The following is a 21,918-nucleotide window of genomic DNA, read 5'->3' as shown; positions in this document are numbered from 1 at the left end:
CGTGGTGCCCCGGGACGGTCGACGGGCCTCAGACGGCCTTGCAGCCGAGCAGAGCGTTCTCTCCGCCGGCGCTGTCGATGGCGTAGGCGCACACCGTCGAGCCCGGGGGAGCGACGACGGACGAGCTGAAGCCGTGCGCCCCTCCGTACGCAGGACGGAGCCGCGCGATGTCCGATCGCGGGACGCTGGCCGACACGGCCGTGCCGCGCTGGCCGACGTAGAGATGGACCTCGACGGGCGCCGCGACGTCCGGGTCGATCGCCCAGCCGCTGGCGGTGACGCGGTCGCCGGAGCGGACAGCTGCGTCGAACGCGCCGATCGGTCGTCCGCTGACGTCGACGGAGCGGCAGCCGAGCTGCGGGTTGACCTTCCCCGCGTCGTCGAGCGCGTAGGCGCAGACCGAGACAGGACCGGAACCCGTCGCCGGGACGTCCACGCTGAAGCCGTGCTGCCCGCCGTACTCGGGGCGTGTCCGGGCGATGTCGCTGCGGTCGACGGAGGCCGTCGTGGCGCGCCCCGTGGCGCCGGCGTAGACGTGCACCGGGATCGACGACGCGGTGTCGGGGTCGAGGGCCCACCCGGTCGCCCGGACGCCCCCGGGGACGCGGTCGGCCGTGTCGAACGCCCCGACCGGCGTGCCGTCGACGGTCACGGACCGGCACCCCAGGAGGGCGTTGACGCCCCGTCCCGTGTTGATGCCGTAGGCGCACACGTCGTACTGGCCGGCGCCGAGCGCCAGCGTCGTCCGGAACCCGGTCGCCGCCGGTGCTCCCGGGACGTTCCGCTGCACGTCGGGTCGAGAGCGGTCTCCGGGCGTGTTGCCGAGGTAGCGACCGGAACGGTTGTCGTAGAAGCGCACCTCCGTCGGCGCTGACGTGTCGGGGTCGGTGACCCAGCCGTCGACGACCGCTCCGCCCGGAGCGCGGGCGGCCACGTCCAGGGCGCCACGGGGGCTGCGTGCGCTGTCCGTGGTCATCGTGACGGCCGAGCGCGAGAACGCCAGGGCGCTGCCCCCGGCGGGGTGGTGCAGGACGACCTCGACCCGGTAGGCACCTGCGTCGCGACCTGCGAGGTCGAAGGGCACCGAGTTGAGCCCCTGAGAGACGGACACCCCGGACGCGATGGTCTCGTAGGGCGTCCCGGGGGCCCCACGACCGATCTTGACGTCGGCGGTCGTGCCGGGCATCCAGGCGGTGTCGCGGAACGTCACGGTGGTCGACTCGACGGCGGTCGGGTCGGCGCGCAGGTGCAGGTTCTTCAGGTGCCACGTGTTGGCGCCCCGGTCCTCGTTCGGGTCGAAGCGCAGGAACCGGACGGTCTGCCCGGCCCAGCCGAGACGGGGAGCTCCGGAGTCGGCGTCGAGGGGCGAGCCGGCGGTGAGGTCCACGGCGATCTTCCGGGCGTTCGGGCCCGAGTAGGTCAGGAGGTCGTCGCTCTCCTGCCAGGTGTCCGTGCCGTTGACGAGCCAGATGAGCCGGGCCATCTTGCCGCCGCCGTCCCTGTCCTCGAGCGAGTAGCCGCCGTCGTAGGTGAGCTCGAACGACAAGTTGTGGAACCGGTTCGCGTCGAACGGCGCGACCGGGAAGAGGACCTCGGGGTCGTTGCGTCCGGGTCCTGTGTTCGTCGCGGTCAGGCCCTGCGGACCGTAGCCCCGGACGAGGACGTTGCGGGAGCCGATCCCCCCGGCGTTCGCCTCGTTCGTGAGGTCCCACGGGCGACCCCGCTGGGCCGTCGCCAGGTCGAGGCCGTCGTCCGGCCCCGGGCTCTCGACGACGGGACGGGGGAGGGCCTCGATGCGGTAGCCGGAGTAGTCGCCCGGGGGCAGGGACGCGTGCGCGGCGCCGGGCGCGTAGAGGCGCATCCAGTCCACGCTCACGTGCGTCGTCGCCTGGGACGAGGGAGACACGAGGGGGAGCATGCGCAGGCCGAAGATGTTCGACCCGCGCCACGGGATCTTCGCGCTCATGAGGGGCACGCCCTCGAGGGCCACGTCGTAGGTCTGGTCGCCGGGGACGAGGGGGAAGCTCACTCCTGTGGCGCAGCTGTTGAGCTGCTCCCGGCAGGTGAACCAGTAGAAGGCACCCGTGCCCCGGGTCGGCTGGTCCATCTTGAAGGAGAGCTTGGTGTAGCGCCTGGTGTCGACCTTGATGCTGGCGGCGTCCCGCCCGTAGGGGAGCGAACCGGCGGTGCTGATCACCGGGTGGTAGAAGTCGCCCGGCTTGAGGTCGAGCTGGAGACGTCCGCCGGAGATCGAGATCCCCTGCGTCCGTGCCTCGTCGGTGTTCTGGTCCTCGGCGTTCGAGAAGTCCCACGGGTCGGCGTACGCCTCGGAGGCGAAGTCGGGAGACTCGACCTCGACGGGCACGGCGGCACGGGCCGCATCCGCTGCGGGGGAGGCAGCAGGCACGAAGAACGCGACGACGAGGCTGGCCACGACGCCGACCGGGACCGCCCGGACGAGACGGGAGCGGCGTGTGCGGAACGCAGGAGCCTGGTGCATGGTTTCCCCCTCGGCGGGGTGATCGAGCCCGCCTGCGACCGACCCTAACTCGGGAGGCCGACAGGGGCCAGACCCGGGCGCGCTCGACGCACCCCCCGTGCGGGGCGAGCCGTGACCGGTCGGGTCAGAGGTCGGCGTGCAGCTGCCACACCTTGTCGGCCGAGTCGCGCCAGCTGAACGCGCGGGCCCGGTCGAGGCCGGCGATGCCCAGGCGGGACGCCAGCTCGAGGTCGGTGACGACCTGGAACATGGCCTGGGCGAGCCGCTCGGCGTAGCCGTCGGGGTCCTCCCGCGGGACGACGACCGCGCCGTCGGCCGCGACCTCGACGAGCGCGGGCGCGTCGGACACGATGGTGGGGGTGCCGAGGCTCATCGCCTCGACCACGGGGAGGCCGAAGCCCTCGGCGAGGCTCGGGAAGACGAAGGCGGAGGCACGCTGCAGGAGGACGGCGAGCTGGGCGTCCGAGACGAAGCCGAGGGTGCGGACACGGTCGGGCGAGAGGCCTGCCTCGGCGACCACGTCCGCGACGCGGACGTCGCCCCAGCCCTCAGGGCCCACCACGAGCAGGGGCACGTCGGGGGCGTCGGGATGAGCCATGGCGCGGATGAGGGGTGCCAGGCCCTTCCGGGGCTCGATCGTCCCCACGCTGAGCACGTAGGAGTCGGGGAGGTCGAGCCCGTCCGCCACGGCGTCGGCGTCGGCCGGCACGCGGAGGTCGTCGCTGACGGCCCCGCCCACGACGCGTACGCGATCGCCGAAGGGGAAGAGGTCGAGCAGCTCGCTCGCGACGGCGTGCGTGGGCACCACCACGGCGTCGGCGTGCCGGAACGCCCGCTTCGTCATGGCCTTGTGCCAGCGCACCCCGCGGGGGGTGAGGGTCTCCGGGTGGGTCCACGGGACCGTGTCGTGGATGGTCACGACCGTCTGGTTGCCGGGGGCGAGGCCGCGGTCGTGCCGCCCCAGCGGAGCCAGCAGGCTCGTGGCGTGGACCATTCCCCGGCCGGGGAGCCCGGCGACGCCGGCCTGCCACGCCAGCGAGAGCTCACGACGTCCCAGCGGGGACTTCGCCAGGCCGCTCAGGCCGGGGACGAGGTCGGTCAGGCGGTCGTACTCGGCCTGGGGGTGCGCCGCGACGACCCCCTGGACGTCGCAGCCCCGAGGGGCGGTGACGACCAGCGCCCGCGACAGCTCGCTCGTGTAGCGGCCGATGCCACCGGGGACCGGCGCCAGGATCTGGTCCATGACGACCCGGAGGGTCGTCATCGTCCGGTGGTGGCGACGTCGGAGAGCACGCCCTGGGCGGAGGCCTCGGCCAGCGCCTCCTGCCACGGGCGCATCGGGCTGAGCCCGGCCGCTGCCCACGCGTCGTGGCCGAGCACGCTGAACGCGGGTCGAGCTGCCGGCCGGACGAAGGCCGAGCTGTCCGTCGGCAGGACGCGCTCCGGGTCGAGTCCGGCGAGCCGGAAGGTCTCCTGTGCGAACCCCTGCCAGCTCGTCGAGCCCGAGTTCGTGCCGTGGTAGATCCCGGCGGGGGCGTCGGAGTCGACGAGGGCGACGATCTGGCGGGCGAGGTCCATCGTCCAGGTGGGCTGCCCGACCTGGTCCGAGACCACCGAGAGGGTGTCCCGGGTCGCCGCGAAGCCGAGCATGGTCTTCGGGAAGTTCGCCCCGTGGCGGCCGTAGAGCCAGGCCGTCCGCACGACGTACGTGCCCTCCGGGTGGGCCGCGAGGGCCGCCTCCTCGCCGACGGCCTTGGTGCGGCCGTAGGCGTTCAGCGGATCGCGGGGCTCGTCCTCGGCGTAGGGCTCCGTGGCGTCGCCCGCGAACACGTAGTCGGTCGAGACCGTGACGAAGGTCGCCCCGACGGAGGCGGCGGCCTCGGCGAGCAGGCCGACGGCGGTCCCGTTGACCGCCAGGGCCGCCTCCTCGTCGGTCTCGGCGGCGTCGACTGCCGTGTAGGCGGCGGCGTTGATCACCACGTCGTGGCCCTGGACGGCCGCGAACACGGCGTCGCGGTCGGTCACGTCGAGGTCCGCACGGCCGAGCAGGGTCACGTCACGGCCGAAGAGGGCCTCGACGAGGTCCGACCCGAGCATGCCGCGCGCGCCGGTGACGAGGTACTTGGCAGGGGAGGCGGGGCTCATGCGAGGGCCGCGCGCTCCTTGAGGGGCTCCCACCACTGGCGGTTGTCGCGGTACCACTGCACGACGTCCGCCAGGCCCTGTGCGAACGGGACCTGCGGCTCGTAGCCGAGCTCGGCACGGATCTTGGAGATGTCGACGGAGTAGCGGAGGTCGTGGCCGAGGCGGTCCTGCACGCGGTCGACGTACGACCAGTCCTTGCCGGTGGCCTCGAGGAGCATCTCGGTGAGTTCTTTGTTGGTGAGCTCGGTGCCGCCGCCGATGTTGTAGATCTCGCCCGCACGGCCGCCGACGAGGACCATGGCGATGCCCCGGGTGTGGTCGTCGACGTGCAGCCAGTCGCGGATGTTGTTCCCCTCGCCGTAGAGGGGCACGTGGACGTCGTCGATCAGGTTCGTGACGAAGAGGGGGATGACCTTCTCCGGGAAGTGGTACGGGCCGTAGTTGTTGCTGCAGCGCGTGATCGAGATGTTCATCCCGTGCGTGCGGTGGTAGCTGCGGGCGAGCAGGTCGCTGCCGGCCTTCGACGCGGAGTAGGGGGAGTTGGGCTCGAGCGGGCGGTCCTCGGCCCAGGACCCCTCGGCGATGGAGCCGTAGACCTCGTCGGTCGAGACGTGCACGAACCGCTTCAGGTCGTTGCGCAGCGCGGCGTCGAGCAGCTGCTGCGTGCCGAGCACGTTCGTCTCGACGAAGATGGACGCGTCTCGGACGGAGCGGTCGACGTGCGACTCGGCCGCGAAGTGGACGACGGCGTCGACCTCGGGGAAGAGCGTGTCGAGCAGGGCGCCGTCGCGGATGTCTCCCTGGACGAAGCGGAAGCGCGGCGACTCGGCCACCGAGATGAGGTTCTCGAGGTTGCCGGAGTAGGTCAGGGCGTCCAGCACCACGACCTCGGCCCCCTCCAGGCCCGGGTAGGCGTCTTCGAGGGTGCGGCGGACGAAGTTGGAGCCGATGAAGCCGGCTCCGCCGGTGACGAGGATTTTCACGGTGGTTCCTTGTGTGGTCGGTCGCTGGAGATGTCGGTCGAGCTTAGCGGAGGTCCGGGTTGTCCCCCGGGACCTCGTGCGTGTCCCCCGGCCGGGGGACTAGACCCCCGCGGCGACGCGTGCGACCGTTGGGCCGATGAACGACAGCCTCGAGGTGACCTCTGTGCCCTCTCCCGAGCGTGGCGTGGATCGTCGGAGCGTCCTGGCGCTGGTCGGGGCCGCAGGCCTCTCGGCCGGTGTCCTGGCGCCTGCAGGGTCCGCGTCGGCGGCAGTGACCCTCGGCGAGACCGCCGGCGACGTGTACACGATCGAACAGGCGCTCGCCGAGGCGCAGCAGAGCGCGTGGGGCGGGCACCAGAACGGGCGGATCCCCGCCTCCGCCCTCACCGCGGTCCTCTCGTCCGTGCAGGGCTCCGGGTACCTCCGGTCGGACGCCGCGCGGGACTACTTCTCCATGTCCTTGGCCTTCTCGTCCGCGATCGGCCGTCCCCTCGACATCACCGAGGGCTACCGCGACTACGCGCGGCAGCAGGAGTACTGGGATCGCTACCAGGCGGGGACCGGCAACCTGGCGGCCTTCCCGGGCACGTCCAACCACGGCTGGGGCATCTCCTGCGACTTCGGCTCGGGCGTGCAGACGGCGGGGACGCCGGCGAAGCGGTGGCTCGACGCGAACGGCCCTTCCTTCGGGTGGAGCCCGACGGGCAACGGCTTCTCCCGACCCGAGCCCTGGCACTTCGACTACGTCCGGCCCTGGGACGGCGCCGTGGCCGAGCAGCGTGGACTCGGCGTCGTCGTCATGCGGTGCTCGCAGACGCTGCCGGCGGTGGGCGCCGGGTACATCGCCGTAGCCGGCGTGCGCTACCTCCGCCACCTGACGTCGCTCGACATGGTCAACGCCTCCCGCGTCGTCGGGGTCCCCTACTACGAAGTCAGCTCGTCGACGTTCCTCAACGCCCTCGACGCCCTGTCCGTGCCGCGTTCCGCGGTGACGGGCGGCGCCGACTACTGGCGACGATGACCTCCTCCCGCTCCACGACCCGAACGAAGGACCCACAATGCTGATCATCAGATGCTCGGAAGCGCTGTCGGGCACCGGCCCGGGGTTCACCTGCCTCGTGGGCGTCCGCACGCTCAAGCACCTCACGACCTCGGGCATGGTCAGCGCCATGCAGTCCCTCGGGGTGCCCTACCGCGACCTCAACCGGACGGCGTTCCTCAACGTGCTGAGCTCGCTCTCGATCCCCGAGTCCGCGGCCGTGGGCCTGGCCGACTGGTCCGGTCGCTGACGACATGCGGGTCCTGCCGCCTTCCCGATAGGGTCGAGAGGTGCAGATCCGCGAACTGAAGATCCCTGACAGCTACGAGGTCACGCCGAAGCAGTTCGGCGACGACCGCGGCGTGTTCCTCGAGTGGTACCGCTTCGACCGGCTCGCCGAGGCGGTGGGCCACCCCATCGACCTGAGGCAGGCGAACACGTCGGTCTCCAAGAGGGGAGTCGTCCGCGGCATCCACTTCGCCGACGTCCCTCGTGGCCAGGCGAAGTACGTGACCGCGACGCACGGCGCCGTGCTCGACTACGTCATCGACATCCGCGTCGGCTCGCCGACCTTCGGACAGTGGGACTCCGTCCTCCTCGACGACGTCGACCGTCGGGCCATCTACCTCGCGGAGGGCCTCGGGCACGCCTTCGTGGCGCTCAGCGACGACGCGACGGTGAGCTACCTCGTGACGGACACGTTCAACGCCGAGCGAGAGCACGGCATCGACCCCCTCGACCCGGAGATCGGACTCGTCTTCCCGCCCGAGGCAGGCGAGGCGCTGCTCTCGCCGAAGGACACGGACGCGCCCGGCCTCTCCGAGGCGGCCGCCGCCGGCCTCCTCCCCACCTGGGACGACATGCGAGCGTTCTACGCCACCCTCGACACGAAGGAGAGCTGACCGTGAAGGGCATCATCCTCGCCGGGGGCTCCGGCACGCGCCTCTGGCCGATCACCAAGGGCATCTCCAAGCAGCTCATGCCGATCTACGACAAGCCGATGGTCTACTACCCCTTGTCGACGCTCATGATGGCGGGCATCAACGAGGTCCTCGTCATCACGACGCCCGAGTACAACGACCAGTTCCGTGCCCTCCTCGGCGACGGATCCCACCTCGGGATGCGCATCGAGTACGCCGTGCAGCCCTCGCCCGACGGCCTGGCCCAGGCCTTCGTGATCGGCGAGGAGTTCATCGGGGACGACAGCGTCGCCCTCGTGCTCGGCGACAACATCTTCCACGGGGTCGGCCTCGGGTCGAACCTGAAGAAGAACGCCGAGGTCGACGGCGCGACCATCTTCGCGTACCACGTGGCGGACCCGAAGGCCTACGGCGTGGTCGAGTTCGACGACGACTTCCGAGCCGTGTCGATCGAGGAGAAGCCGGCGGCGCCCAAGAGCAACTACGCCGTGCCCGGCCTGTACTTCTACGACAACAAGGTCGTCGAGATCGCCAAGACGATCGAGCCGAGTCCCCGTGGCGAGCTCGAGATCTCGACCGTCAACGAGCGCTACCTGGAGGCGGGCGAGCTGCAGGTGCAGGTCCTCGACCGCGGCACGGCCTGGCTCGACACCGGCACCTTCGAGTCGATGATGCAGGCGTCCGAGTACGTCCGCGTCATCGAGGACCGTCAGGGCCACAAGATCGGCTGCATCGAGGAGATCGCCTGGCGCAACGGCTGGATCGACGACGCGGCTCTCGCCGAGCTCGCCGCTCCCCTCGCCAAGAGCGGCTACGGGGTGTACCTCCGTCGGCTGCTCAGCGCGTAGGCGGTCGTGCTGCGTCGCCTGAGGAGCGGCCTCGTCGCTCTCCTCGGTGCGTCGCGAGCCTCCGAGGGCGGGGCGTCCCCGGCTGAGGTCGAGCGCTTCGTCGCGCTCCCGCTCGACCGCACCGTTCCGGTCACGGCTCCTCCCGGGCTCGTCGCCGACGTCGTCGACCTCGTGGTGACGCTGGACGTCGACGACGTCTCGGACCGGCCCGACGTGATCGCACGGCTGGGCGAGGTCGCGCAGGAGACGGGCTGGCACCTCATCGTGGTCGTCTACGAGGCGGAGGAGGCAGTCGGCAAGGTCCACGCGCCGCCGGTCGTCCCTCCCACCCTGCCGCTCCTCGAGGGGCGGGTGGCTCGTGGATGGTCGACCGCCGTGGGCTGGGCGATCCCGCACCTGCAGGGCACCCGTGCCGTCCTGCTCGACTCCACGGTCGTCGTGTCGGCCCTGCACCTCCGGCGTCTCGTCGACGAGCTCGGCGACGGCGACGAGGGGCCCGTGGTCGTGCAGGGCGTCCTGCGTCGGGTCGACGGCACGGTGGCGACCGCAGGTGCCCTCAGGCTCTCGCCCCTGGTCGCGCCGGCGTCGCTCCTGGAGGGGCACCCCGCCGAGGACTCCGAGCGGCTCGGCCTGGTCGACGTCTTCGCCGCGGACGCTCCGGTGCTCGCCGTCCGCTCCTCTGGCCTGACGGCGCCTCCGCCGACGACCGACATGCGACTCGCCGTCGCCGGGCTCTCCCGCGAGGTCGCGCGTCGGGCGGGTCCGCGTGCTCGCGTGGTCTCCGTGCCCTGCGGGCGCTCCCTCGAGACCAGGCCGCCGGTCCGCAGCCTCGACGCCGGTGCGCAGGACCTCCTGGTCGCCTGGCGGGCGCTCTCGGACGTCGACGGACCTCGAGCCCTGGCCCGTCTGGGATTCGAGGTCGCCGCGGACGTGCCGGTCTCGCCGGTCCCCCCGGGGGAGCGCACGGGCATCCGGGTGTCGCGCCCCCTCCTGCGCCGCTCCGTCGGCACAGCCGCTCTCGTGCTCGAGCCGACGCCCCGTCTGCGCTGGTCGCTCAAGACGGCCGCGTGGCCGGGAGAACGGGGCGACGACTGGGGCGACACCCACTTCGCCCGCGACCTCGCGCGAGCGCTGACCGGCCTGGGCCAGGACGTCGTCGTCGACCGCCGTCTCTCGCACGCCAGGCCCGGGAGCGACGACCTCGACGACGTCTCGCTGGTGCTGCGCGGCCTCGACCGGACGCCGCTCAGCCCGTCCGCGCTCAACGTCCTCTGGGTCATCAGCCATCCCGACCTCGTCAGCCCGGGCGAGCTGGGTTCGTTCGACCTCCGCTTCGCCGCCAGCGAGACCTGGGCCGGCCGTGTCTCGGACGAGACCGGCCATGTCGTCGAGCCGCTGCTCCAGGCGACCGACCCGGGACGCTTCGCGCCGGGCCCGGTGGACGCGGAGCTGGTGTCCGACGTCCTCTTCGTGGGACGCACGCGCGGGGTCTTCCGGCCCGTCGTCCGGGACGCCGTCGCGGCCGGTCTCGACGTGTCCGTGTGGGGCGACGGCTGGAGCGGCCTCGTCCCGCCGGGCGTCGTCCGCGGCGAGTCCCTGCCGAACGAGCGGCTCCCCGCCGCGTACCGAAGCGCACGCGTCGTGCTCAACGACCACTGGGCCGACATGGCGCGTGAGGGGTTCGTCTCGAACCGCATCTTCGACGCGCTCGCCACCGGGGCCCCTGTGGTGTCCGACTCCGTGCCCGGGCTGTCGGACTCGCTCGGCGGACTCGTCCGGACGTACGAGACCCCGGACGACCTGCGGCGGATCGTCCTGGACATCGAACGGGAGCCCGAGGAAGCCCGCGCGGAGCGCGCCCGGTCGGTCGCCGAGCACCACTCATTCGACGCGCGCGCTCGGCTGCTGCTCGACCGGGTGCTCGTCCGGTTCCGGACCGCCTGACGACGTCGCCCCGGCCTCCGCCGACGGGCCTGCGCTCCGTCCTAGGGGCGGAGGGTGCCCTTCACGGCGCGGGCACGGTCGCCCAGGGCGTCGGCCCAGCGGACGACCTTCCGGGCGCTCAGCTCGGCCACCTGACGCTCGCGGTCGTTGGCGAGGCCCTCGAGGGCGGCGATGCGATCCGACATCCGTCCGACCGTCGCCTCCAGGAGACGGACGTTCTCGGTCTGGGCCGCCTCGACGGCCTCCAGACGATCGACGGCGTCGTCCCGCTCGACGAGTCCGCGTCCCGCTCCCTGCAGGGCGTCGACCTCTGTGGGCGTGAGGAGCCGGTCCGTCGTCGACAGGTCGCGCCCGATGGAGGCGAGGAACCGGGGGAGGCTGTCGTCCCGGGCGAACGAGTCCGTCTCCGTCTGCCCGGGAGCCGTGCTGCGCAGCGACCAGTAGGCCTTGAGCGTCCCCGCCCGGAGACGGCGGAAGTCGCGCATCCCGTGGTGGTTCGGGCTCGGCGACACGTCGGGGTTCGACTCGTACGCGACCCCCGCGATCTCCACGCGGTGGGCGTACTGCTCCCAGGAGCGCCACGGGTAGTGGAGGACCTCGAGGCCGAGCTCCTCCGGGGGCACGGCGCCCTGGGCGATCGTCACGAGGTGGTTGCCCTGCACGACCGAGACGTCGGGGTCGCCCACGTGGATCGCGTTGCCGCTGGGGTGGGAGATGAGCCCGATGGCGTGCAGCTCGGCGGCGTCGCGCTGGTCGCGCCACACGAGGCGGTCCAGACCGCCGCCCGACTCCGCCAGCGGGCCGACCATGTTGACCACGGGGACGACGAACGCGCGCACGGCGGGGTCGAGGCGGCTGAAGACGTCGGCCAGCGTGAGGTCGCGGTCCCGCGGGATGAGGAACTCGTCGGCGTCGGCGTTGACGACCCAGTCCGCACCGTGGACGGCGTGGGCGTCCCGGGCCATGGCCGTCACCGTCGCGCTCTGCTGCTTCCGGTGGACCGGGTCGTGACGGAGGTCGACGGTGACCGAGGAGGTGCGCGCGAACTCCTCGAGGAGCTCACGGGTCCCGTCCGTGGACCCGTTGTCGGTCACGACGAGGACGTCGACGCCTTGGGCGACGTGGTAGGCCAGCCACTCCGGCAGGATGTCGACCTCGTCGCGGATCATCAGGGTGAGGGCCAGGGTCATCGGGAGGGGTGCTTTCGGGTCGGGGGTGGGAGGCAGGGGAGGCGGCCGCGTCGGGCGGTCACCTCACGGTCGAGGTGACCTCGCTCGTGCCCGGACGGCCAGGGCGACCCGGAGGACCGCTCGGAGCGGCCAGAGGTACCACCTGTCGTACTTGCCGGCGAGGAAGCGGTAGGCGCTCCGGTGGTGCACCAGCCGCATCTCCCGTGAAGAGTTCTGCGTCGAGTGCGCACCGACGTGCATGACGCGTGCCTCCGGCTCGTAGACGCTCGTCCAGCCCGCGCGTCCCAGGCGATGGCCGAGGTCGACGTCCTCGAAGTACATGAAGAAACGGTCGTCGAACCCGCCCAGCGAGTCGAAGGCAGAGCGTCGGACCAGGAGGCACGCGCCGGAGAGCCATCCCGTGACACGTCGGACGTCGTGCTCGCCGTCTCGGTGGTACCCGCGGGTCCACGGGTTGCCCGGCCAGACGTTGGCGAAGAGGGCGTGCCCGAGGCCGGTGCGCAGGGAGGGGACTCGGCGCGCGGACGGGTAGACCGAGCCGTCGGGCTCGACGATCGCGGGGCCGACGGCTCCGATCGAGTCGTCCGACCCCGCGACGGACAGCAGGACGTCGAGGCTGCCCGGCTCCATGACGACGTCGGGATTGGAGACGAGCACCCAGCGGATCTCGGGCCCCAGCTGTCGGACGGCCTCGTTCACCGCGCCTCCGTAGCCGAGGTTGCGCCCGAGCTCGAGGAACTCGGCGCCGTGGCTCCGCGTCGTCGCCGCGAGACGCACGACGTCGTCGGAGTCGTTGTCCGCGACGACGACCCGCAGGGGGACGTCCGTCCGTGTCGCGGCGGCCGTCGACGCGAGGAAGTCCTCGAGGTAGCGCCCCGAGTTGTAGCTGACGGTGACGATCGCGGTGTCCGCCGTGACGGCGTCCTCGTCCCGGGTCACGAGGCCCACACCGCCCGGTGCGCGTCCGCGCAGGCACGCCAGGTGAACTCCGCAGCGCGGCGGGTGCCGGCGGACGCCAGACGGCTCCGCTCACGCGGGTCGTCGAGGAGGTCGCCCAGCGCGCGCTCGAGCGAGTCGGCATCCGGCTCGGCGTAGGCCGCGGCGTCGCCGGCGACCTCGGGGAGAGCCAGGCGCCTGGTGGTCAGCACGGTTCCCCCGCACGCCATCGCCTCGAGGACGGGGAGTCCGAAGCCCTCTCCGGTGCTCGGGTAGACCACGACGTCGGACCCGCCGAGGAACGCGGCGAGCTCCTCGAGGGGGAGGTAGCCGAGATGGCGGAGGCTCGAGCCGGGCACGTCGCCGGCGGCACGGAGCAGTGCCGTCGCCTTGTCGTCCCAGCCGAGACCGCCGGTGACGAGGAGAGGCGCGACGTCCCCACGGGCTGATGACAGCCGCGCATGGGCCTCGACGAGCGCAGGCACGGACTTGCGAGGCTCCACCGTCCCGAGGAAGGCGATCCACCGCTCGCCCTCGGGGATGCCGTGGGCGCTCCGGAAGCGTTCGACGTCTCCCTCGGAAGGCACGTGGAACACGCCGCGGTCCACGCCCAGGTGGGCCACGGCGGTCCGGTGGCCGCGGCGCACGAAGCGCTCGATCTCGTCCGCCGTGGCGGCGCTGGGGGCGACGGTGCGGAAGGCGAGGAGCCGTGCCAGGCGGGTCCAGGTGCGGAAGAAGGAGCGCTTGACACGACCGTGCGCTGCCGGATCGCTGAAGAAGGTCGCGTCGTGCAGGGTGACCACGCTCCGGCGCGCCCACAGGAGCGGGAACGTGTAGTGCGGGCTGTGGACGAGAGCCACCCCGAGCCGCCGGGCCAGGAGGGGGAGTCCGAGCTGCTCCCACACGAGGCGCCCAGGGCGAGAGACCGTGGTCGACGGCGCGTCGAGGTAGCGGTGGCTGGGAGCCGTCGTCCGCAGCCATTCCCGGTCGGCGGACTTCACCACCACGGTGACGGGCGAGCCCGACTGGTCCAGCCCCTGGAGCAGGCCGGTGATGTACCGCGCCACGCCTCCTCGGTTCTCGGGGATGGACGTCGCGTCGACGAGGACGGGCACGGACAAGATCAGGCGCGGAGTTCGCGACCCGCGGTGGCGACGCGCGTCATGCCGCCGTGGCGGTCGTCGTCCGCCATGACGAAGCGTGCTGCCTCGCGCAGGATCGCGATGTGCTCACCGGTCTTCTTGGCGAGGAAGCAGTGGATGAAGTAGGGACCGCCGCCGAACTGGAGGTCGTCGAGGCGGTACTCCACCGTCGTCGTGCCGTGGAGGGGGCTGTGCACGAGCCCGATCTTGCGGCTGTCGGTGCCGTAGACGAGGTGTCCGTGCTGGTTCTCGATCTTGAAGCCGGAGTTCCACTCCTCGAGCGGTGTCGTGTGCGAGACCGTCATGCGGATGACGAGGTCGTCACCCGGTCGGAGCTCCTCGCCGGGGGCACGCCCGGGGGAGGCGATCTCCACCTTGTCGACGGAGCCGGGGGTGGCGTCCTCGTCGGGGTTCGCGGCCTCGGCCTCGGCGACGCGGCGCCCCTCGAGGATCTCGCGGAAGTTCTTGACCGCGTGGCGAGCCGACCCCTGGAACTTGACCTCGCCGTGGTGGAGGACCACGGCGCTGTCGCAGAGTTCCTGCACCTGGCCCAGGGAGTGGCTGACGAGCACGATCGTCCGACCCTGCTGCTGGAACTCGCGGATCTTGTCGAGGCACTTCTTCTGGAACTGCTCGTCTCCCACGGCGAGGACCTCGTCGACGAGCAGGACGTCGGGATCCGTGTGGATGGCCACCGCGAAGGCGAGGCGCACGTACATGCCGGACGAGTAGAACTTCACCTGGGTGTCGATGAAGTCGCCGATGCCGCTGAACAGCAGGATGTCGTCGAACTTCGCCTCGGCTTCCTCCTGCGTGATGCCCAGGATCGCCGCGTTGAGGTAGACGTTCTCCCGCCCCGTCAGGTCGGGGTGGAAACCCGCGCCGAGCTCGATCAGCGCCGCGAGACGACCGCGTCGGCTCACCTCGCCCGTCGTGGGCTCGAGGATCCCGCCGATCACCTTGAGCAGGGTCGACTTGCCCGATCCGTTGGGTCCGAGCAGCCCGATGGTGGTGCCGGCCGGGATGTCGAGGGTGACGTCCTTCAGCGCCCAGAAGTCCTCGCTGTGGCGCCGACCAGCTCGGCCGAGCGTCACGATGCGCTCCTTGAGGGAGTTGTCGCGGCGGATGACGAAGCGCTTGGACACGTTCTTGACGCTGACGACGGTGGGGGCGTCGGCGAAGTCGACGTCGTCGACCGCGAGGATGTTGTCGGTGCTCATGACTGGGGCCTTTCTCGGTGCACGACTTAGATCTCCTGCGCGAAGTTGCCCTGCAGGCGAGCGAACACTCGCTGGCAGAAGAACAGGGCGACGAGGCCGACGAGGATCGCGATGCCCATGCGCAGCATGAGGTGGTCGGGGTACTGCTCGGGCCCGCCAGCAGTCCAGAAGGCGCGGTGGAAGCCGAGGATCCCCAGGGTGATGGGGTTGTTGGTGTAGATCGGGAGGACCCACTCCCAGGGGCCGTCCGTGGCACGCGAGAACACCATCTGCCACGAGTAGACGATGGGGGAGGCCCACATGAGGAGCATCATCAGCACCTCGACGAGGTAGGCCATGTCACGCAGGTACACGTTGAGGGCCGAGAGGAGGATGCCCAGGGCCGTTCCCCAGACGAGGATGACCAGCGTCGCGGGGAGGAAGAACATGAGGTTCTCGAACGTGGGGAACGACCGGAAAGCCAGCGTCGCGATCAGCAGGATGACCAGCTGGATCCCGAAGTTGAACAACGCCCCGCCGACGGCCGACAGAGGGTAGATCTCGCGGGGGACGTAGACCTTCTTCAGGAGACCGGCGTTGGCTACCACGGAGCCCGTGGCGCCGGAGACGATCTCGCTGAAGAGCCCGTAGAGGGTGAGCCCGGCGAAGATGTAGATCGCGAACTCGGGGATGGCTCGCGCCGATCCCAGGATCTGGCCGAGGATGAGCCAGTAGATGCCGAGCTGGACGAGGGGCCTGATGAGGGTCCACGCGAAGCCGAGTGCACTGTCCTTGTAGCGCGACTTGAGGTCGCGTCGGATCAGGAGGTCGAGCAGCTGTCGCTGCTGGAACACCTCTCGGACCGAGCCCCAGGTCCCGCCGGCGGGGCGTCCGGCCGGGATCATCGGCTCGTCGCGGAGTCGCGCGAACCTCTCGCTGACGGTGCTGCTCATGGTCATACCTCGCTTGTCGGAGAACAGGGAACTATACCTCGCTGATCTTCGGGGATCGGCGAGGAGCGAACGGTCATCGGCCGTTCTTGCTGTCCCGGATGGTGTTCAGGCGGGTGACGACCTTGCCGCGGAGCTCTCCGACACCCCCGGAGGTGAGGTAGTGACGGGCCAGGAGGACGTCCCGCCGGACACCGTGACGGCTGTTGGCGATCTCGTGGAACCGCTGCTCCGGGGACTTCTCGATCGAGGGCACGACGACGCCGCCGGAGTGACGGCCTGCATCGGCGGCGACGTGGGCCCGGTCCGGGGCGACGTGCGGGTCGTGGCAGAACTGGATGAGCGGAGCGAGGGCCTTCTCCCAGGTGAAGTCGGCGGCGACCCGGGCGACGTTCTCCTTGGCTGCGGCGATGGCCACCTCGTCGAAGAGCATGGACTCGAGGGCATCGGCGAGGCCGTCGACGTCGCGCTCGGTCACGGCCACCCCCAGCCCCTCAGCAGCCACGAGGTCGCCGAAGCTGTCGCCCCGGGTCGTGACGATGGGAAGGTTCGCCCACATGTAGTCGAGGATCCGGGTGCGGAACGAGAACGTGGTCTCGACGTGGTCGAAGTGCGTGCTCACGCCCGCGTCGGCCTCGAGCAGGTAGTTCTGCCGGTCGTCCAGCGCGACCCAGTTCTCGTTGAAGAAGACGTTCTTGCCGGTGAGGCCGAGCTGCTCGGAGATCTCACGGGTCTTCGAGACGATGGCCATCTCGGGCACGTCCGGGTTCGGGTGGGCCACGCCCAGGAAGAACAGGCGCACGTTGGGGCGCCGCTCGGCGAGCACGCCGATGGCCCTCACCAGGGTCGGGGTGTCGAACCAGTTGTAGATGCCGCCGCCCCAGATGACGACCTTGTCGTCGTCGCCGATGCCGGGGACCACACCGCGGATCGCCTTGCGGGTGTGCTGCGGCGGCGTGCTGTCCATGCCGAAGGGAGCGATGGAGATGAGGTCGCGCAGGTTCTCGTCGGCGGCGTAGGTGTCCGGGTTGATGCGTCCGACCGCGGCGAGCTGACCCATCCAGAACAGGCGCTGCCGCTCCGAGGCGCAGAGGAAGTAGTCGCCCCGCTGGAGCTGCTCGTTAACGACCTCGGTCGTGACCAGGACCTGGTTGCGCCACGCGGCGTCGCCCATCTCCCGGCCCTGTTCGAGCTGCTCGAGGTGCATGGGGTCGTACAGGTCGACGACCATCACCTTGTTGGACTTCTGCAGGGTGAGGAAGTGCCGGAGGGCGAAGCCCTGGAAGAAGATGACGTCGGCCCACTCCTCGTGGACCTTCATGGCTCGTTCGTCCTGCAGTCGGACCCGCTCGACCTCGAAGGTCTCGGACGCACGGTTCGCGACGTTCCAGGTCACGAGCCGGACGTCGTTGTGCTCGGCCAGCGCCTCCGAGATCTTCCAGGCGCGCATGCCCGGCCCGGCCATCTTCTCGCCGAGCGCGTCGCCGGTGATGACGAGGACCCGCTTGCGCATCATCGGGCGGTTGACCCCGAACGCGTCCTGGATCTTCGTGAAGCCCTCGAGGAAGTAGTCGTCGCCGAAGAGGGGGTGGAAGATGTTGCCGAAGAGGCGGAACACCTCCTTGTCGGTCTTGACCCGGCGGGACTGGATCTCGTCCCGGCGCTTCTTCAGCTTGGGGAGGTCAGCGACGAACTGGTCGAGGGCGAACAGTCCCGCGACGGTGTCCTTGTGCACGGGCGTCGTCTCGTCGTGCTCGTCGGCGGCGCCGGTGAAGCGACGGAGGTCGTAGGACTCCGAGTCGAGCTTCCCCTTCGCGACGGCACGCCGGGCGAGCAGGGCGAACGCGGCCGGGAGGAGGGTGCCGAGGCTGTCCTCGGAGAGGTTCTTGTAGAGCATGTGGAGCGCGTTGCGCTCGAGGAGGTACATCTCGCGGTGCTCACCGAAGCTCTTCATCGAGCCGTGGTGCTTGTGGTACACGATCGAGTCGGGAGCGAAGCGCACGCGGTACCCGTAGAGGTTCAGGCGCCACCCGAGGTCGACGTCGTCGTAGAACATGAACATGTCCTCGTCGAAGCCGCCGATGTCGAGGAAGAGCGCGCGTCGCACGAACAGGGCGGACCCCGTGCCGAACAGCAGGTCGCGCTGCTCGTCGAAGCGTCCGTCGTCCTGCTCGTTGGTGTGGTTCTTGTAGCCCATGCCGAACCACGACAGGCCCGACTCGACGAAGTCGATCGCCTTGCCGTCCCAGTCGAGCACCTTGCTCGCCACCGCGCCGATGCGGGGGCTGGCGGAGAACGCGGCGATGCCCTCCCGGATCCAGTCGCGGTGGGGCTTCGCGTCGTTGTTGAGGAACGCGACGAAGTCGCCGGTCGCGGTCCGGGCACCGAGGTTGCTGCCGCCGGTGAAGCCGAGGTTCTCGTCCGACACGACCAGCTTGACGTTCGCCTGGTCGCCCAGGGCGGCCCGGAGGCGAGCCTCGCTGTCGTCGCCCGAGCCGTTCTCGACCACGACGATCTCGAGCTGCTTCGCGGGCCAGTCGACCTCGTTGAGCTGAGCGACGCACTCGAGCGTGTCGTCGGTGCCTCGGTAGTTGATGATGACGACTGAGACGGTGCCGGTGGTGGTGACGGTCAAGACGTGTGCTCCCAAGTGATCGGCCGGTCGGGGTGCCCGAGGGCAGCCCCAACTATAACCATGTCGATCCCGGCACCCGGGGCTGACAGGATGGTCGCGTGCGAGCGAGCGTTGTCATCATCGACTGGAGGCGCCCGGAGCTGACGCGCCGGTGCCTCTCCTCCCTGGCGGAGCAGAGCGACACCGAGTCCGTCGACCTCGTCCTGGTCGTCAACGAGGCCGACGATGCGGAGGTCGCCGCGTACCGCCGGGAGTTCCCCGCGGTGGTCGTCGTGCCCCTGGCCACGAACACGGGATTCGCCGGCGGGGTCCAGGCCGGCGTCGAGGCGTCGACGGGCGACGTCGTCGTCCTGCTCAACAACGACGCCGTGGCCGGGCCCGACTTCCTCGCGCGAGGCCTGCGGACGCTGACGGAGGCGGGGCGGGGCACGGCGGCGGTGGCCGCACGCGTCGAGCTCGAGGGGGCGTTCGTCCCGGCGGGTGCGGGTGCGGGTGCCGAGGCCGACGTCCTGACGGCGAGGGACGGCCGTCGCTGGGCCCGGAGCGACACCCGGGGAGCGGTCCGCCTCCTCAACGGAGAGGGCGTCGCGGTCGACGTGTGGGGCAACGGCTTCGACAGGGGCTGGCTCGAGCCCGTCGCGTCCGATCCGGGCTGGCCGGAACCGCTCTTCGGCTTCTCCGGCGGCGCCTGCTTCGTGCGGCGGGACGCCCTCGACCAGGTGGGCGGCTTCGACGCCTCGCTCTTCATGTACTACGAGGACCTCGACGTGTCCTGGCGGCTCAGGCTCGCGGGATGGGACGTCGTCGCCGAGCCGCTCGCCGTCGCCGTCCACCGGCACGCGGGGAGCTCGAGCAGCGGCAGCGCGCTCATCAAGTACCAGAGCATGCGGAACCGCGTCGCCGTGGTGCTGCGCAACGGGTCAGCGAGCATGGTCGTCCGTGTGCTGGTCCGGGCGGCCGCCCGGGCCGCCCTGGACCTGGCGCCGCTCGGCCCCTCGCACCTGACGCGGGGGCAGTGGGCCCGCCTGGCGGGCCAGCTGCCTCGGCTCGTCTCGACGGCCCTCGCCCACCGTCGACGGGACGGAGCGACGCGGGCCGACCGCCTCCGGGTCGAGCGGTGCTGCCTCGCCCGGTGACCCCCGAGAAGGGGATGCACCCCGGGAGCGTCGTCGCCTAGGCTCCTCGAGGGTCTGCCGACGCTCCGGGTCACCTCCGGCGCCATCGGCGACGCACGACCGTGCGGCCAGACCCGTCGACGCCACAGGGAGGCGCCTCGTGAGAAGACTCACCGCACTCGTCACATCGGCGGCCCTGGCCGCTTCCGTCCTCGTCGGGGTCGGCCTGGCCGCTGCTCCAGAACCCGCGCAGGCTCTGTCAGGGGCGGACTTCGATCCCGGCTACATCGTGTCCGACCAGGTCTTCTTCAACGGCGGCGCCATGAACGAGGGGCAGATCCAGCAGTTCCTCGACGCCCAGATCGGTTCCTGCACGAACACGAACTGCATGAACGTCAAGCGGACGGACACGGCCACGCGGGGTGCGGACGCCATGTGCGGCACGTACCAGGGCGCCGGCTCCGAGTCCGTCGCGCGCATCATCGCCAAGGTCGGCGCTGCGTGCGGCATCAACCCCCAGGTCCTCCTCGTCACGCTGCAGAAGGAGCAGGGCCTCATCTCCGGCTCCGGTGCCCGGGGTCCCTCGGACGCGCGCGTCGAGAGGGCGATGGGCTACGCCTGCCCCGACTCGGCGAACGGCGGCTGCGACCCCACCTACGCCGGCGTGTACAACCAGATCTACCGTGCCGCGTGGCAGTTCAAGCGCTACGCGAACCCGGCGGGCACGAGCAACTACTTCCAGCAGTACGCTCCGGGCGCCAACCGGACCATCCAGTACAACCCGTCGGCCGCCTGCGGCTCCAAGACGGTGTTCGTCCGGAACCAGGCGACCGCGAACCTCTACTACTACACGCCGTACACGCCCAACGCGGCGGCGCTGGCGAACCTGAGCGGCACCGGCGACGCCTGCTCCGCCTACGGCAACCGGAACTTCTGGGTGTACTTCAACTCGTGGTTCGGCTCGCCCACGGGCACGGTCGTCACCGCCACCGGCAACGTCGAGGCGGTCACCGCCGGCGTGGGCACGGTGAGCGTGTCCGGGTGGGCCCTCGACCGGACGACGAGCGCCTCCATCCCGGTGCACGTGTACGTCGGAGCCGTCGGCACCCCCGTGACTGCGGCCTTCGACCGCCCTGACGTCGCGGCCACGTTCCCCGGGTCGGGGAGCCGTCACGGGTTCTCGGTCACGCTCCCGGCCTCGCCGGGACCCCAGCAGGTCTGCGTCTACGCCATCGGCAACGGCGTGGGCAACACGCCTCAGCTCGGCTGTCGGACGGTCGACGTCCGTGACCCGTCTCCGGTCGGGACCGTCGAGGCGGTCAGGGCGGCGCCCGGCGGCCTCGAGGTCAGCGGCTGGGCCTTCGACTGGAACACGACCGCGAGCATCCCGGTGCACGTGTACGTCGACGGGGTCGGCCGCGCGCTCGTCGCCGACCGGTCCCGTGCCGACGTGGCACGCGCCTACCCCGGTCAGGGAGCGGCTCACGGCTACTCGGCCTCGTTCGTGGCCGGGCCCGGCGACCACCAGGTCTGCATCTACGGCATCAACACCGGTGCGGGTCAGAACCGGTTGTTCGAGTGCCGGACCGTCACGGTGATGGCGGGCTCGCCCGTCGGCGCCTTCGACGCCGCGCAGGCGAGCGACGGGCGCATCGCCGCCTCGGGATGGGCCCTCGACCCTGACACGCGCGACGCCGTGGACGTCCACGTCTACGTGGACGGTGTGGGCCGCGCGGTCAAGGCCGACGTGCCCCGCAGCGACATCGGACGCATCCACCCGGGCTACGGTGCCGCCCACGGGTGGTCCTCCCAGGTGGCCGCGACCCCGGGACGGCACGAGGTGTGCGCCTATGCCATCAACGTCGGAGCCGGGGCCACCACCGTGCTCGGGTGCAAGACCGTGGTCGTGGAGAACAGGCCGCCGGTCGGCGCGGTCGACGTCGTGCGAGCGACCTCGTCCGGCGTCGCGGTCTCGGGCTGGGCGCTCGACCCCGACGAGCCCGCCACCTCGATGGCCGTCCACGTCTACGTCGGCGCTCGCGGCACGGCCCTGACCGCGAACACGTCGCGCTCGGACATCGCCCGGATCTTCCCCGGTGCCGGGGCAGCCCACGGCTTCGAGGCCGTCATCGCGGCCCCCTCCGGAGTCCAGGACGTCTGCGTCTACGCCATCGACACCCGGGGCGGCGTCAACCCGCAGCTCACCTGCCGGACCGTCACCGTCCCCTGATCGCAGCGTGGCGCCCTCGCGGCGGGCAGCCTCGGCTCCGATCCGCGAGGGCGCGCCACGGCGGCCTCCGCTCCCTGCCTGCGCCCCTCGCCTAGGCTCTACGGGGACGCGGAGCTCTTCTCGTCCTCTCCCGGGGTGCCCG

General features: G+C 71.2%; 17 protein-coding genes. 7 read left to right on the top strand and 10 right to left on the bottom strand.

Features of this window, described 5'->3' with window-relative positions:
• Positions 1–28: 28 nt before the first annotated feature.
• The 4 genes from IFT90_RS10330 to rfbB form a co-directional block, all read right to left on the bottom strand.
• On the bottom strand, positions 29–2,500 hold the full coding sequence (locus tag IFT90_RS10330) for a hypothetical protein (protein WP_192042073.1): 2,472 nt from the start codon (positions 2,498–2,500) through the stop codon (positions 29–31).
• Positions 2,501–2,624: 124 nt separating this feature from the next.
• Positions 2,625–3,764: a glycosyltransferase family 1 protein gene (locus IFT90_RS10325; RefSeq protein ID WP_192042072.1), complete on the bottom strand. Its 1,140-nt coding sequence runs from the start codon at positions 3,762–3,764 to the stop codon at positions 2,625–2,627.
• A complete protein-coding gene (gene rfbD / locus IFT90_RS10320; protein ID WP_192042071.1) occupies positions 3,761–4,645 on the bottom strand; it encodes a dTDP-4-dehydrorhamnose reductase in 885 nt (294 codons plus the stop codon). The genes IFT90_RS10325 and rfbD overlap by 4 nt, the downstream gene beginning before the upstream one ends.
• Positions 4,642–5,628 carry a dTDP-glucose 4,6-dehydratase gene (rfbB, locus tag IFT90_RS10315; protein WP_192042070.1) on the bottom strand — a complete coding sequence of 329 codons (987 nt, stop codon included), beginning with the start codon at positions 5,626–5,628 and terminating at the stop codon, positions 4,642–4,644. The genes rfbD and rfbB overlap by 4 nt, the downstream gene beginning before the upstream one ends.
• 136 nt (positions 5,629–5,764) lie before the next feature.
• Between rfbB and IFT90_RS10310 the strand changes: the two genes are divergently transcribed.
• Genes IFT90_RS10310 through IFT90_RS10290 form a run of 5 tightly spaced genes read left to right on the top strand, consistent with a single transcriptional unit; the run spans position 5,765 to position 10,379 of the window.
• The gene (locus IFT90_RS10310; protein ID WP_192042069.1) at positions 5,765–6,649 is read left to right on the top strand and encodes a D-alanyl-D-alanine carboxypeptidase family protein; all 885 of its coding nucleotides are present in this window, start codon (positions 5,765–5,767) and stop codon (positions 6,647–6,649) included.
• A 37-nt stretch (positions 6,650–6,686) separates the two neighbouring features.
• Positions 6,687–6,917 (top strand): hypothetical protein, encoded by a 231-nt coding sequence (locus tag IFT90_RS10305; RefSeq protein ID WP_123546539.1) that lies wholly within the window; start codon positions 6,687–6,689, stop codon positions 6,915–6,917.
• Between the two features lie 40 nt (positions 6,918–6,957).
• Entirely contained in the window at positions 6,958–7,569 is a 612-nt protein-coding gene (locus IFT90_RS10300) for a dTDP-4-dehydrorhamnose 3,5-epimerase family protein (RefSeq protein WP_123546538.1), read from the top strand.
• A gap of 2 nt (positions 7,570–7,571) precedes the next feature.
• Entirely contained in the window at positions 7,572–8,435 is an 864-nt protein-coding gene (rfbA, locus tag IFT90_RS10295; RefSeq protein ID WP_123546537.1) for a glucose-1-phosphate thymidylyltransferase RfbA, read from the top strand.
• A gap of 6 nt (positions 8,436–8,441) precedes the next feature.
• A complete protein-coding gene (locus tag IFT90_RS10290) occupies positions 8,442–10,379 on the top strand; it encodes a glycosyltransferase (protein WP_192042068.1) in 1,938 nt (645 codons plus the stop codon).
• A gap of 41 nt (positions 10,380–10,420) precedes the next feature.
• On the opposite strand, the gene IFT90_RS10285 is transcribed toward IFT90_RS10290, so the two are convergent.
• The 6 genes from IFT90_RS10285 to IFT90_RS10260 form a co-directional block, all read right to left on the bottom strand.
• Positions 10,421–11,569 carry a glycosyltransferase family 2 protein gene (locus IFT90_RS10285; RefSeq protein ID WP_192042067.1) on the bottom strand — a complete coding sequence of 383 codons (1,149 nt, stop codon included), beginning with the start codon at positions 11,567–11,569 and terminating at the stop codon, positions 10,421–10,423.
• A 63-nt stretch (positions 11,570–11,632) separates the two neighbouring features.
• On the bottom strand, positions 11,633–12,508 hold the full coding sequence (locus tag IFT90_RS10280) for a glycosyltransferase (protein WP_192042066.1): 876 nt from the start codon (positions 12,506–12,508) through the stop codon (positions 11,633–11,635).
• Positions 12,505–13,620: a glycosyltransferase family 1 protein gene (locus IFT90_RS10275; RefSeq protein WP_213016756.1), complete on the bottom strand. Its 1,116-nt coding sequence runs from the start codon at positions 13,618–13,620 to the stop codon at positions 12,505–12,507. Before IFT90_RS10275 ends, IFT90_RS10280 begins: the two co-directional genes overlap by 4 nt.
• 8 nt (positions 13,621–13,628) lie before the next feature.
• A complete protein-coding gene (locus tag IFT90_RS10270) occupies positions 13,629–14,867 on the bottom strand; it encodes an ABC transporter ATP-binding protein (RefSeq protein WP_192042064.1) in 1,239 nt (412 codons plus the stop codon).
• 26 nt (positions 14,868–14,893) lie between these two features.
• Positions 14,894–15,799, bottom strand: a complete 906-nt coding sequence (locus IFT90_RS10265; protein WP_123547284.1) for an ABC transporter permease — start codon at positions 15,797–15,799, stop codon at positions 14,894–14,896.
• A 73-nt stretch (positions 15,800–15,872) separates the two neighbouring features.
• The gene (locus IFT90_RS10260) at positions 15,873–18,431 is read right to left on the bottom strand and encodes a glycosyltransferase (RefSeq protein WP_192042063.1); all 2,559 of its coding nucleotides are present in this window, start codon (positions 18,429–18,431) and stop codon (positions 15,873–15,875) included.
• Positions 18,432–18,529: 98 nt separating this feature from the next.
• Between IFT90_RS10260 and IFT90_RS10255 the strand changes: the two genes are divergently transcribed.
• Both IFT90_RS10255 and IFT90_RS10250 read left to right on the top strand, forming a co-directional pair.
• Positions 18,530–19,567, top strand: a complete 1,038-nt coding sequence (locus IFT90_RS10255; RefSeq protein ID WP_192042062.1) for a glycosyltransferase family 2 protein — start codon at positions 18,530–18,532, stop codon at positions 19,565–19,567.
• A gap of 139 nt (positions 19,568–19,706) precedes the next feature.
• Positions 19,707–21,776 carry a hypothetical protein gene (locus IFT90_RS10250; RefSeq protein WP_192042061.1) on the top strand — a complete coding sequence of 690 codons (2,070 nt, stop codon included), beginning with the start codon at positions 19,707–19,709 and terminating at the stop codon, positions 21,774–21,776.
• Positions 21,777–21,918 lie beyond the last annotated feature (142 nt).

Origin of the sequence: Frigoribacterium sp. CFBP 8766 (assembly GCF_014841435.1) — a bacterium.
Classification (GTDB): domain Bacteria; phylum Actinomycetota; class Actinomycetes; order Actinomycetales; family Microbacteriaceae; genus Frigoribacterium.
Note: the sequence above shows the minus strand (reverse complement) of the source record. Positions and strands in the feature narration are given on the sequence as shown.